Raw genomic sequence first — 13,663 nt, 5'->3', positions numbered from 1 at the left:
TTGATTTTTATCCTACTAAATTATTCAATATCTAACAGTATTATTAATCAATAAGTCGCTTTATTGCTGAAAACGCTTTATCTACCAAATAATCCTCAACTACAATTGTAAATTCATTAGTGGTTGAAACAACTTCATATAAGGTAATATTCTCCCAAGCCAAACGCTTAAAAATTTGATAATATAATCCCACAATTTTAGAATTCCCTTTAGGTAAATATATACTTATAGCAGATAACTTTTCTTGTAAACCTATTTGTGTTTCGTGCTTAAATGCTTTGAGTATACTGTCTTTTTCTGAAGTAGAAATAATAATATTACTCTCAAACATACCTCTTGTAAACGCATAAAATATTTGATGGTTACTACTAATTTTATCTAATATTTGAGCATGGCTATCTATTAAGGTCTTTGAGTTCTGAAACGTAAAATCACTTAAATTAGAACGCACTGTAATATCTCCTAATTGGCTAAAGGCTTGTTTTAAACTTTTAGAATTTTCTAATTTTAGAGGTTGTTGGTAGCGACGTAAAGCCATCATTATTGCACCCTCTTTTACTGGTTTACGTAGCATTTTAGAAATAGGCTCATTTAAATCTTTTGCTAAAGCCGAAAAATTTATTATTTGACGAGAAAGACCCTCTTCTAAAAATGGGCTAGCTACAATTATTTCTTGAACACAAGTAGCGATTGTTTTCATTTTGTTAAATATATAACATTTTGTGTAAAAATAACTATTTTTTTACATTTATATGTTTATTTTAAGGATTCATTCTATTTTCGACCCTTCAAATAAAATGAAATATTAAGATTATAAAAAATGAACGAGAAGACCTTATTAAAAATTGCTAAAGATTTTGGAAGTCCTGTATATGTATATGATGCGGAAAAAATAGAATTTCAGTACAAACGATTGACAAAAGCTTTTAGTAAGGTGAAGCATTTAAGATTAAATTATGCCGTAAAAGCATTATCTAATATTTCTGTTTTAAAGTTGTTTAACAAATTAGGTTCTGGCATTGACACGGTTTCTATACAAGAGGTTCAATTAGGAATAAAAGCAGGTTTTAAGCCAGAAGACATCATATTTACGCCAAACGGTGTATCGCTTGAAGAAATTGAAAAAGCGGCAAAATTAGGAGTACAAATAAACATTGATAATCTATCTATACTAGAACAATTTGGAACTAAACATCCTAATATACCTGTCTGTATTCGTATTAATCCACATGTAATGGCTGGTGGAAATACTAATATTTCCGTTGGACATATTGATAGTAAATTTGGAATTTCAATCCATCAAATTCCTTTATTGCTTCGTATTGTAGAGAATACTAAAATGAATATTAACGGTATTCATATGCACACAGGAAGTGATATATTAGATATTGACGTTTTTCTATATGCAAGTGAGATTCTATTTGAAACAGCTAAAAACTTTAAAAGTCTTGAATTTATAGATTTCGGTTCTGGGTTTAAAGTGCCGTATAAAGCCGGTGATATTGAAACTAATATTGAAGAATTAGGCGAAAAATTGTCTCAGCGATTTAATGAATTTTGTAAAGAATACGGAAAAGAACTAACCTTAGCTTTTGAGCCTGGTAAATTCTTAGTGAGTGAAGCTGGCGTATTTTTAGCTAAAGTAAATGTGGTTAAACAAACAACCTCAACCATATTTGCTCAAATAGACTCTGGGTTTAACCACTTAATAAGACCAATGCTCTATGGTTCTCAGCACGATATTGAAAACATTTCTAACCCTAAAGGACGTGAGCGTTTCTACTCTGTAGTTGGTTACATCTGTGAAACGGACACTTTTGCTAATAATAGAAGAATTGCTGAAATAAACGAAGGCGATATTTTATCATTTAAAAATGCTGGTGCTTATTGTTACTCTATGGCTAGTAACTATAATTCGCGTTACAGACCAGCAGAAGTTTTACTGTACAAAGGTAAAGCACATCTTATTAGAAAACGTGAAGATTTTGAAGATATATTACATAACCAGGTTATCTTAAATTTTTAAAAACAACGCACTTTTTAGTAACTGCGTTAATTTTTATAGGGATTAAAGCACATATAGTATTAGAATACACTTAATTTTGAGTGTACATTAAAATACTATCATGACACAAATTGCGCCTAAAATTATCCGTCAAATATTTGTTTTACTATTAATTTTACTGATAGGAAGTTTAATTTTTAGTGAAATGCTACCTTATTTGAGTGGTGTTTTAGGCGCAATAACGTTTTATATTCTTCTGAGAAAACCTATGCGACGTTTAGTTAAAACCTATAAATGGAAATCTAGCATAGCAGCTCTAACACTTATGCTGGCTTCATTTATTGTTGTCATGGTTCCGCTTAGTGGTTTTGGTATTATGTTGGGTAACAAAATATCTGATGTTGCAGCTAATAGCGAAAAAGTGATGCAGGCCTTTCAAGACCAAGTTGGAAAAATAAAACTTCAAACTGGTTTAGATATTAATTCTCAAATGGATACGGAAGCTATAACCACATGGCTATCAGATAGTGCACAAAGCATGGTTGGCAACACCTTTAACCTAATTATTGCTATAGGTTTAATGTATTTTATGCTATATTTTATGCTTACCAACCGACAAGAGTTAAGAGAATCTTTGCGGGAATATATACCAATGGATACAGACAATATAAACGAAATTGGTAGAGAAGTGCAGACCATGGTGAAGTCTAACGCTATAGGTATTCCGTTAGTAGCCATTGCCCAAGGTCTTATTGCACTAATTGGTTTCTTAATTTTTGGTATAGAAGAGCCCTTATTTTGGTTTGTTATTGTTACTATTGGCTCTATGATTCCGTTTGTAGGTACTTTAGTTGGTATTTTGCCTGTATTTATTTTAACGCTATCTAATGGTGATAGTTTTCAGGCTTGGGGCATTTTAATATATGGTTTAGTTGTAGTAGGTTCTACAGATAACATAATACGATTATTTGTATTAAAAAAATTAGATAATGTACACCCTTTAATAACGCTAATTGGTGTCATTGTTGGTGTTCCTTTATTTGGATTTATAGGTTTAATTTTTGGACCATTATTAATAAGTATGTTTATGGCTTTAGTAAAAATCTATAAGGAAGAGTACGGAAAGGCTGACAAGATTTAATCTTTCATATTGGTGTTTATTTCCTTCAATGGTGAGTTTAACCAATAATCATCAATATTAACATTATTAATTGGTTCACTATTAAGTGACGCTCCTTTATCAATAAATTTTAAATTAGAGCTTAAGTTTTCCTTAAAATTTACGCTTTGCACAAACAGCTCTCTAAATTGATGCCCCTCAAGTTTAGATTTGCCCATACCTAAACCAAGTACATCCTGAAAATTCTTTAATCTTATATCAAATAACGCTTGATTTGTATAGTCATTTTCATTTAAAAAATTAGAATCCTCCTTTTTAAACTGTACTTCTATAGTTTTTTTATCAATAGCTTCAATATTATAAATAGATAATTTTCTGTCCTTAAAAGTTATTTTAATATTATTGAGTTTTTCAATTGATTTTAAGTCTAACGCTCTATTAAATTTTATAACAAAACGCTGATTACTGTTATTAAAATATGAACTTTCAATTTGTAAAGCTTCATTTTGTGTGATAAAGAAGTTATTATTAAACGTGATATAATTAAGGTACATTTTACCATTTTCTTGTTTATTATATTCTATATTCAAACTTAAAATTAGTTGTCTTGGACTTATAGAATATAACTTATATTCAAATTGGTGAATTGCAAAATCTAACTTTGATATATAAATATAACCTGAAGCCTTGTAAGCACTCCCTGTAATATTTTTAAGTGCAGAAAATTCAGTTTTATACAGCTCTTCGTTATCTAAAAACACTAGGCCTTTATTTTTAAAGCTATGATTTTTAATAAAATCAGTTTTAAAAACATATACAAAAGAAAAGCTACCAGTATTATAATTACGTATTGGATTGTGAATATTCAATAATGTTAACTCATTACCAATTGCACTTCCCATTTTACCATCCTTAATCTGTTTAGCACCATTATATATGGCATGGCTCAATAAAGAATCTTGGGCAAATTCTGAATTTAACTTATATCTATATAAAGCTGTTTGATTTAACGGATTACTTATTTTATGAGTTTTGAAACCTTTGTCAAATACCTCAACGATACCTTCATTGAGGTTAAAATATTCTTCATCTACAAATTGATAATCTCTATAATAACCTATATAAGAATAAGGTTCAATGGGATAATTAGTTTCAATATTATCAATAGCTTTTTGCACTATGTTCTTTGTGCTGTGCTTTTTCTTAGAATTTATAACAACCGTTGTAAGTTCTTCTGTTTTTGGAGTGAGATAAATAACATGATATGGCGCATTTTCTAAATTATTAAGTTTAATTTTTTTTGAATAATAACCAATACAACTAATATTCAATATTTCTTGTTCATTCTTATATCGAAACGGTATTCTAAAATCACCTAGCACATTAGCAATAGTATCATTTTTAGTCTTAGCAAATCTAATAGTAGCATACGGAACAGGCGCATTGGTTTCTACATTTAAAATTCTAAATATAAATCTTTCTCAATTTGAGCCGACAGACTAAACCAACTGAACAGAATTAAAATTAGAGAGCTATAAAATAGACGCATAAATTAATTTTAAATATTATAAAAATTTGAATTTATCTCTAAATCTTGTCCGCAACGATATTCAAAAATCACATATAATAAATATTACTCATTTTCTAATTGAGCTTTATAAGAATCTATATTCGCTTTTTGCTTAGCTGGTAATTCTGGTTCCTTAATATCAGTATATTCTTTTAAAGTATCATAGAGTATTTTGGCTACTATGTATCTTGCCGTTGGCTTATCATCTGCAGGAATGTTATACCAAGGCGCATGTTCTTTTGAAGTTCTGTTTAAAGCATCTTCGTAATAGGTTTGGTAATCGTCCCAACATTTACGTTCATCTAAATCGTCTGGTGAGAATTTCCAATTTTTTTCTGGTTTATTAAGTCGTCTAAGTAGTCTATTTTTTTGTTCGTCTTTAGAAAGATTTAAAAAGAATTTAAAAACAATGGTTCCGTTATCGGCGATATGTTTTTCAAAATTATTGATTTCGTTAAAACGTCTGTCCCAAAATTCTTCGTTAACGTCCTCTAAACTATTTACATTAGGCATATTCTCATACATTAAATACTCTGGGTGTACTCTTGTTACCAAAACATTTTCGTAATGTGTTCTATTAAAGATTCCAAACTTTCCTCTTGCAGGTAAAGCTTTAATATGTCTCCAAAGGTAATCGTGTTTTAACTCTAATTCTGTAGGTTTTTTAAAGCTATGCGCTACAATTCCTCTTACATTAAATTCTTTAAAAACTTCACGTATTAAACTGTCTTTACCTGCTGTATCCATGCCTTGAATGCACATTAAAACAGAATACTTACCATGTGCATACATAGTATTTTGGATATCTGCCAGGTTTTCGCTTACGGTTCTTAGTTCGCGTTCAATTTTCTTTTTATTAATACCTAAATCAATAAATGTTGGTAAATCTTTTATTTTTATTTGAGATGAGATTTTAAAATCTTCAATTTTGATATCTTTCATAAGTCTATTTAATCACTGAAATATAATGAAGATTTATAGCTTTTGCAATAAAGGTCTTTCTTTACTAATTAATTTAGGCATTTTTTAAACAGCCATATTATGACAAAAAAAAGCTGACACTAGGCCAGCCTTTTCACGATTATTAAAAACAATCATAGTTTACAATAATATATATCTTTAATTATTAAAAATTACTTTCTGTGCTTTAGAGACATTTACGCCTTCAATTTTAGCGATAAACACACCAGAAGTTAATTTACTAAATTCAATATTTTGAGTACTAGTATTTGTCTCTAAGTTTTTAGAAGAAATTAATCGCCCTTGAATATCGTAAAGAGAAATTGTAGCATCCATATCTAATAATCCTTTTAAAACTAATACCTGAGAATTAGGGTTATTATAAAGTACTAATTCGGTTTGCTTTACAGTTTCTAAAGACAATGCATTACTTACAATGTTTAAATAAAATCTACCTGTTCCGCTCAAATTAAGATTCGGTGTAATTACGTAATTAGATGTTGTTAATAAAGTTGATGTATTTAACTGCGTATCTTGTAAATAAACCTGTGTACCAGATGGCAACGTTGACTCTTCTATGTTAAAAGTTAAAGCTTCACCTGCATTTGCATGTACACCTAACGGAATAGTAACATTAGCTAAATCAGCATCATTAAGAGACTGAATTGCCATAGGTTTTCCTTCATTATTTTCTACTAAATTAGAATATAAAGAAAAACTTGGTGTTTCATTATTCCATGTTGTAGAATCATAGCCATGATCTAATCCTAAACTAGAATTTGAATTAAAATAAAAATCAGTATGATAAGAATTACCAGATGCACTCGCTTTTAACTTTAGGTAAGTTAATGGAGCTGCAGTACTTCTTCCTGCAATAAAATCATCTGAACTACCAGTGGTACGCATTACAGGAGTAAACGTCATGTTACCTGACTCATTAGGATTTGTAGCAACAAAGAACCCTTGTCCTGGCGCTATTACTGTAGAAGCTGTAATATTTGCAAGATTATAAATAACCCAATCATCATGCGCTGTTCCGTCATATCCATATATACCAAAATAAAATCCGCTATTCATAGCTTCGATGTTACTGGTCTCGTTAAAAAACTCTTGTACACTAATATATGATGGATAAGGATTACCTATTAAATTCCAAACATCTCCATTTGAAACTACTGGTACAGTTACTGCTGATGTTTCTACATTACCAGTAAAAGTATAAGTTCCATTATCTGTAGAGCCTGTTCTGTAACCTATACCAGCATTTAATGTAGATGAATCATCACTTGGCCCATAGTTTATATAGCTAAATGAGTTAGTATCAAATGGGCCAAATAAAAATGCAGGACTTCCTCCTATTGTTCCAGAAAGTATATTAGAGTTTGCAGCTCTAAAATCACCAAATGTTTGCCCTGTTAATGGCGCACTAACTAAATCGTTAGAAGCTGTATTACTGCCAGAAGAAGCCGCTTCGTTAACATGTCTCTGGTACACAACATCACCTGTTATAGTTCCATCTAAAATTAAACTTGAATAACTAGTAGACATAGATTCTAAAACTACTTTACAGTTCGCCATTAAATCTGCTGTTGTGTCAATTAAAAGGCCTGCTCCAGCTTCAACTTTTACATTATTAGCTTCTGCATTAGCATTTGCAATAGTCATTATAATTCCGTTAGGTATAACTACATTATCAGCAGCTGTTGGCACACCAATTGGAGACCAATTTTCTGACAGCTCCCAATCACTTCCTACAGCTGTTTTTGTAGTTCGCTCGGATATTACTGTAAAATATGTACCATCCTCAAAATTAATACCTGTAGGCAGCTCCCAATTTGTACCATTTAATGTCAAAGGTATCTCAGTTGCTCCTATTGTAAAATCTGAATCACTAAGCTTAATTATTAGACTTAAATTTGTAATACTTGAAGGTAATTTACTTGTTAAAGTACTACTATAATCTGGAATTGAAAGAAATACTGTACCAACAGAACCTGTCTCATCTATACGCCAAACTCTATCTAATATTTGTTTGTCACAAGATGTAGAGTCATATGAAGACCATTGTATAGCCTCATTATTATTTCCCCAAGTCATAAAACTTAAATCAGTTGCATGCTCTGTAGTTCTTATTGAATTATCAGTGTTTGACGCTTCAAAATCATTATCTAGCGAAAATGCAATTAAAGCATCTGCATTTCTAGATTTTGAAACGCGTTGATCTAAGCCTGTTTTTGTATCTAAACCAATTCCTGCAATATCATTATTATAACCACTATTTTCAATAGCGTCCCAAGTGATATCTCCAGTTGTTCCATCCCAATTACTAGCATAATAACTTGTTGGTGTAATGGCTTGGTTTAGCGTTATACCATATTTTAAAGCTAAGTAAGATTCTATGGTTTCTATTTTAGATGGTTCTAAAGTTACGTTCTCAAAATATATGATTTCTGAAATATCACCAGAATAGTATATATTGTTTGCTGAAGAATTAAAACTAGTTGCCTCAGAACCATCACCAACAAAACCATAACGTCTATTTGAACTATTTAATGCCGTATTAGTTAAATCTGCGCTAATTTCTTCTGCTCCGTTTAACCTAATTGAGGTTTCATTAACTTCTGTTGTATCAAAAATATAACCTCCAAGTTGTGGTATACCTGTATTAGTAATTGTTGTTCCTTTTACATCTACAATATCCGAATTTGTTGGGTGATAAGAGAACCCTAAAGTACCATCGCCTCCAACAGATGTATTAAACCATTCACTTCTGTCAAAATCTAAGAATCCCCAATTTCTGCTATCGTAAGTATTTGTGCTATTAGATAAATCTGAATATGTCGTAGAATAAACCGTCCATACATAAACCTGATTTATATTATCTGTACTAGAATAGTTTAAATTTTCTATTGGCAATCTATCATTTGTTCCGTCAAACGTAAACGTTGGATTGTAATTCATTAAGTTAGTATTTGAAGGACGACTCGCTACACTTGACTGTGATAAATTATAATTATTACCAGCTTGATTAGAAATAGCTGAAACACTTCCGCTAGCTTCATCAACACCTGCATCAGCTTTATACCATAATTTAGAGCCAAAAACACCTCCTGGAGTCACCGGATTTTTTTCTATAAAAGTTATATAATCACCATTATTAATGTTTAAAGAGATATAAAAATGTGTTGAATCTTCGTTTAACGTATACCTTGTGTCATTACCATCAAATACATTATCAGTACTTACTATTAAATCAACATCGTCACTTTTAAAACTTGCTTTAGGTACTGCTAAATAAACATCACCAGTTTCACCAACTTCTTGAAAATACCAATGTCTATCTATGATATACTCGTCATTTGCTATATCAAAACCAATAGCTTCAAAATCATCTCCATTATGACCAAATAATAATGAAGAACCTAATGCCAAATCTGTTCTTGCAGCATCATTATTTAAAGATGTAAAATCATTAGTAGAAGCAATAATCAATTGATTGTTATTGTTAGATTGACCAACTTTTTGATTTATTGAACCAACACTACTATCGTTTATAACACCAGCAACATCATTCCAATAAGTTATGTTATCCCAAATTACAGTATTAGATGAATTTACATAACTCCCAATACTTTGGTTTAGGGTTATTCCGTATTTTACGGCTAAATAAGATTCTATTTTATGAATTTCTTCGGCTGTTAAACTATTTTCTTCGTATAAAATTATTTCAGCTATTTCACCATCATAGTTAAAACCATTTGTAGTTCCGTTTTCTGTATCGGCTTCTGAGCCATCACCAACAAATCCGTATCTATTAGAATTAGCGAGAATAGAACTCGCTGTATTATCACCAGAATAATCTATATTACCATCTAATCGCATTACAGATTCATTAATTTCATCGCTGTTAAAAATAAACGTTCCTATGTGTGCTGAATTATCATTAGATGTTGTTGAAGCCACTAAATCTTGAGTGCCTCCAGATTGATAAGACATGGCCAACCTACCATCTCCATGCACATAGAAATTATAAGTTTCACTTCTATCAAAATCTATAAAAGACCAGTTACCAGCATAGCTTGTAGAATTAAAATCGGTCTTATAAATAACAAATCCGTATAACTTATTAATAGACTGACCTGCTGTATAATTTAAGTTAGAAATTGCAAAACGGTCATTTGAACCATCAAAGGTAAATGTGCTATTAAAGTTAATTGCATTAGTTTGAACTGGTTTAGCATTTTCTGTTGACTGATATAGTGGATTATTCAGTCCGCTATCGTCTAACCAATTTAGAGTACCAGAATCGCTGACACCAAAATCACCTCTCACCCACATTGACATATCGGTTTTACCAACACCTCCAGGGGATTGCGCAAAAATTGTTAAACTGTAACTTGCAAATAAGGCACAGAAAAGTAAGGATTTAAAATTCATAACAAATAGGGGTTTTTTGATTTACTTAAATTTTTAATTAAGGGTTTGCTTAAATAACAAGGGGTTACTTTAACCTTTAATTTGATAATTATAGCTCAAAGATACTTGTGAGAATGAGGTGAATTTCATTAATTCGGTGAACCATCTTTGAGATATGACGAATAACTTTTAAGTATAGATGAATGGACTTAACCCTTTTTCAAGGTTATGCAAATGATAAACACACACAATACTAACCATAAATAAACATTTCAACCCTAATTATGGGTATATGTAGATGCTTAATAACATGCAAACGTCTCTACCAATTGTATTTATAAAGTAATTTTAGAAGCAATGCTAAATAGGTGTTTAGCGGCTATAGTTAGAATAGATATATTTAACAATACGAGTTGCAATGAGATAATTACGTCTTACTTATACTTATTTTAGAAGACTATTATTTTTTAAACAAAAAACAAGGGTTTAACTCTAATAATATTAGGCGGCATTACTATTAAAACAAAAGTAAAATTACCGCAGTATACACTTTGTAGAGCAAAAACTACAGTTTATTGTAATTAACTGATTATTAAACTATAACACAAAGTATTAATTGCCAGAATGTCAAAACTATAGCTAATACTCTATTTTGAAGCAAAAGCTTTTACATCACTCTCACTTACCTCTTTTTCTCCTAATATAATTAAACGTTCAACAACATTTCTTAACTCACGAATGTTACCCGTCCAATCATAATTTTGAAGCAATTTAATGGCTTTTGCTGAGAATGATTTTTTAGCATTGCCTTGTTCTCCAGAAATCTTTTCTGCGAAATAATTAATTAACAGTGGAATATCTTCGCGTCTATCATTTAATGCAGGTACTTCTATTAAAATCACTGCCAGTCTATGATATAAGTCTTCTCTAAATTTACCATCTGCAATTTCTTTTTTAAGATCTTTATTTGTCGCAGCCACAACTCTTACATTTACCTTAATGTCTTTGTCACTGCCCACGCGTTGTATTCTACTTTCTTGTAATGCGCGTAATACTTTGGCTTGTGCAGATAAACTCATATCTCCAATTTCATCTAAGAATATGGTTCCGCCATTTGCAGCTTCAAACTTACCAGCTCTATCTTTTGCAGCTGAAGTAAAAGCACCTTTAACGTGGCCAAATAATTCACTTTCTATAAGTTCACTTGGTATAGCAGCACAATTTACTTCTATCATTGGACCTTTAGAACGATCACTTTTTTGATGCAACCAATGCGCAACCAGTTCTTTTCCTGTTCCGTTTGGTCCTGTTACTAAAACACGAGCATCTGTTGGTGCTACTTTGTCTATCATAGCTTTAATACGAGCAATACCATCGCTCTCGCCAATCATTTCGTAATTTTTACTTACTTTCTTTTTAAGTCTTTTATTTTCAACAACAAGCTCTTTACTATCTAAGGCAATGCGAACTGTATTTAATAATCTATTTAAATCTGGTGGTTTTGAAATATAATCAAAGGCACCTAACCTCATAGTATTTACTGCGGTATCTAAATCACCATGACCAGAAATCATTACCATTGGTATTTCTGGTTTTAGCTTTTTTGCAGCTTCTAAAACTTCAACACCATCCATCTTTGGCATTTTAATATCACAAAGTACTAAATCATAATCCTCCTTTTTAATTTTTTCAATTCCCACTAAACCATCTTCAGCTTCATCTACATGATAAGTGTCATTTTCTTCAGATAGTATTTTCACCAGTACTCTTCGGATTGCAGCTTCGTCTTCTATTATTAATATTTTTGGCATAATTATAATTTAAATTTTAATCCGCTTCTTAAATAAAAAGCATTAATGTCGTTTAGTTTATACACATTATCTCTATCGTCATTTCTTAGATGATTATTTAGTCTAAAGGTATAACCAATATATGAATAAGCTACAATATGTTTTGTAAAATAATATTCATAGCCTAATCCTCCAATGGCTACAGAGAGTGAAATATTTTTCGCTGTTTTTCCATTAACCGAAATTGGATTTTGAATATTAGCAAAATAACCATCTAAACCTGCAAATGTCTGCAAGATGCTTTTTTCGCTAAAAAAATACTTAATATTAGTTTTTGGCAGACCAATATTATATGACCAATTTTTGTTAAGACGCCTATAGTAGCTCACAAATGGTAAAGGAAATGGCACACCTGCTGTAGAGTTATAGGTTAGCCCAATAATTAGACGATAAGGTTTATTAATATCGTCCTCAGTTCTATCCTTTATTGCATAAACACCTCCATTAAGAAATATATCGTCTTTGGTAATGGTTGTTGTTAAAGTAGATGCAATTCTTGGGGTAAATTTTATTCCAATGCGCCAGAGGTCGTTTTTTTTAAACGTATAACCTAGGCTAAAATCTATTATATGTAATTTTTTTAATTGTTGAATATTAAAGGGGTAATCTTCGTTAAGATTAAGTATAATTCTATTGTATTCTCCACCAACAATTAAGTAATCGTTTTCCTTTATTTTTATAGGGTAATTAATTAATGCTCGTAATCTAGTATATTGATCTTCTGATCTGCTGCTTGGTATAAAAGAATATTCTAAACGCGCTAAATCTGTTAATTGAGCTTGTGCTATATGCATATTTCCCAAGTAACAACAAACAAGTATTATATAACATTTTGGCAAGCCTATCTTCATAAAATTAATTTATTTTATTTAATAATATGTATATCACGCTGCGGAAATGGTATAGAAATATTATTTTCTCTAAAAAGTCGATCAATTTCAAAACGTATTTCACTCTTAGGAAATTGGGCTTTAAAGCTATCTGATAAAGTAAACACTAATTTAAAATCTAAAGAACTTTCTCCAAAATTAGTAAAAACTACTGTTGGTTCTGGTACGGAAAGCACATGATCATTAGTACTTGCCGCTTGCAATAATAATTTTTTTACTAATTGCACATCGCTTCCGTATGCTACACCAACAGCTACACTTTCTCTAGTTGTAGAACCATTTTGAGTCCAATTATAAAGGCTATTTTCTAAATATAAATGATTTGGTATTATTAACACCTTGTTATCAATTGTAACTGCCCTTGTGGTTCTTAATTTAATTTCTTCTACTCGCCCAACCTTTCCATCTAATTCTATAATATCACCAACATGTACGGTTTGGTCTATTAAAATAAAAACACCAGAAATAATATCTTGAAACAAGGTTTGTAATGCTAAACCGATACCTATTAAGAGCGCTGCAGATGCAGCAAATACAGCTGAAACATCTACACCTACACTATTCAATGTAATAAGTAGGATTATGAGATAAATAATCCACCTAAAATAGCCATACACTACATTAAATTTTCCTTTATCTTCTTCTGGTAATTTTCTAGTTATAATTTTTAAAACAACCCTTAAAATAATAGTAGTAATAAAAATTGCCGTAATAATGATTATAACATCTAAAATAGAAATGCTTATATCATTACCGAAATCCATATGTAAGCTTAAGAATTCCTTGGTTTTTTCCCAAACAGTACTCTCAGTAATCTTCTCTTCTATTTCACTTAAATTTTGAATCATTAAG

At 30.7% G+C, this 13,663-nt stretch carries 9 protein-coding genes; 2 read left to right on the top strand and 7 right to left on the bottom strand.

Translation table 11 applies throughout. The features are described 5' to 3' along the window. Window positions 1–43 precede the first annotated feature (43 nt). A complete protein-coding gene (locus tag GN138_RS06605) occupies window positions 44–700 on the bottom strand; it encodes a hypothetical protein (protein WP_157363004.1) in 657 nt (218 codons plus the stop codon). A gap of 120 nt (window positions 701–820) precedes the next feature. Between GN138_RS06605 and lysA the strand changes: the two genes are divergently transcribed. Then, window positions 821–2,026: a diaminopimelate decarboxylase gene (lysA, locus tag GN138_RS06600; protein WP_157363003.1), complete on the top strand. Its 1,206-nt coding sequence runs from the start codon at window positions 821–823 to the stop codon at window positions 2,024–2,026. A gap of 100 nt (window positions 2,027–2,126) precedes the next feature. Then, window positions 2,127–3,146, top strand: coding sequence for an AI-2E family transporter (locus GN138_RS06595; RefSeq protein WP_157363002.1), 1,020 nt, complete (start codon window positions 2,127–2,129; stop codon window positions 3,144–3,146). Here GN138_RS06595 and GN138_RS06590 read toward each other — a convergent pair. The 6 genes from GN138_RS06590 to GN138_RS06565 form a co-directional block, all read right to left on the bottom strand. Then, window positions 3,143–4,588 (bottom strand): carboxypeptidase-like regulatory domain-containing protein, encoded by a 1,446-nt coding sequence (locus tag GN138_RS06590; protein WP_317162721.1) that lies wholly within the window; start codon window positions 4,586–4,588, stop codon window positions 3,143–3,145. The two genes, GN138_RS06595 and GN138_RS06590, sit on opposite strands and share 4 nt — an antisense overlap. A gap of 170 nt (window positions 4,589–4,758) precedes the next feature. Beyond that, window positions 4,759–5,637 carry a PPK2 family polyphosphate kinase gene (locus tag GN138_RS06585; protein ID WP_157363000.1) on the bottom strand — a complete coding sequence of 293 codons (879 nt, stop codon included), beginning with the start codon at window positions 5,635–5,637 and terminating at the stop codon, window positions 4,759–4,761. A 177-nt stretch (window positions 5,638–5,814) separates the two neighbouring features. Further along, the gene (locus tag GN138_RS06580) at window positions 5,815–10,092 is read right to left on the bottom strand and encodes a T9SS type A sorting domain-containing protein (RefSeq protein ID WP_157362999.1); all 4,278 of its coding nucleotides are present in this window, start codon (window positions 10,090–10,092) and stop codon (window positions 5,815–5,817) included. Window positions 10,093–10,718: 626 nt separating this feature from the next. Continuing rightward, window positions 10,719–11,882 (bottom strand): sigma-54-dependent transcriptional regulator, encoded by a 1,164-nt coding sequence (locus tag GN138_RS06575; protein ID WP_157362998.1) that lies wholly within the window; start codon window positions 11,880–11,882, stop codon window positions 10,719–10,721. 2 nt (window positions 11,883–11,884) lie between these two features. Next, window positions 11,885–12,715, bottom strand: coding sequence for a DUF6268 family outer membrane beta-barrel protein (locus tag GN138_RS06570; protein ID WP_157362997.1), 831 nt, complete (start codon window positions 12,713–12,715; stop codon window positions 11,885–11,887). 71 nt (window positions 12,716–12,786) lie between these two features. Beyond that, a complete protein-coding gene (locus GN138_RS06565) occupies window positions 12,787–13,659 on the bottom strand; it encodes a mechanosensitive ion channel family protein (protein ID WP_157362996.1) in 873 nt (290 codons plus the stop codon). Window positions 13,660–13,663 lie beyond the last annotated feature (4 nt).

The organism is Winogradskyella endarachnes (genome assembly GCF_009741275.1).
Taxonomy (GTDB): Bacteria; Bacteroidota; Bacteroidia; order Flavobacteriales; family Flavobacteriaceae; genus Winogradskyella; species Winogradskyella endarachnes.
Note: the sequence above shows the minus strand (reverse complement) of the source record. Positions and strands in the feature narration are given on the sequence as shown.

Excerpts from the sequence above, each read along its gene's own strand:
- GN138_RS06605 (WP_157363004.1), bottom strand. The coding sequence starts at position 700 with ATGAAAACAATCGCTACTTGTGTTCAAGAAATAATTGTAGCTAGCCCA.
- lysA (WP_157363003.1), top strand. The coding sequence starts at position 821 with ATGAACGAGAAGACCTTATTAAAAATTGCTAAAGATTTTGGAAGTCCT.
- GN138_RS06595 (WP_157363002.1), top strand. The coding sequence starts at position 2,127 with ATGACACAAATTGCGCCTAAAATTATCCGTCAAATATTTGTTTTACTA.
- GN138_RS06585 (WP_157363000.1), bottom strand. The coding sequence starts at position 5,637 with ATGAAAGATATCAAAATTGAAGATTTTAAAATCTCATCTCAAATAAAA.
- GN138_RS06580 (WP_157362999.1), bottom strand. The coding sequence starts at position 10,092 with ATGAATTTTAAATCCTTACTTTTCTGTGCCTTATTTGCAAGTTACAGT.
- GN138_RS06575 (WP_157362998.1), bottom strand. The coding sequence starts at position 11,882 with ATGCCAAAAATATTAATAATAGAAGACGAAGCTGCAATCCGAAGAGTA.
- GN138_RS06570 (WP_157362997.1), bottom strand. The coding sequence starts at position 12,715 with ATGCATATAGCACAAGCTCAATTAACAGATTTAGCGCGTTTAGAATAT.
- GN138_RS06565 (WP_157362996.1), bottom strand. The coding sequence starts at position 13,659 with ATGATTCAAAATTTAAGTGAAATAGAAGAGAAGATTACTGAGAGTACT.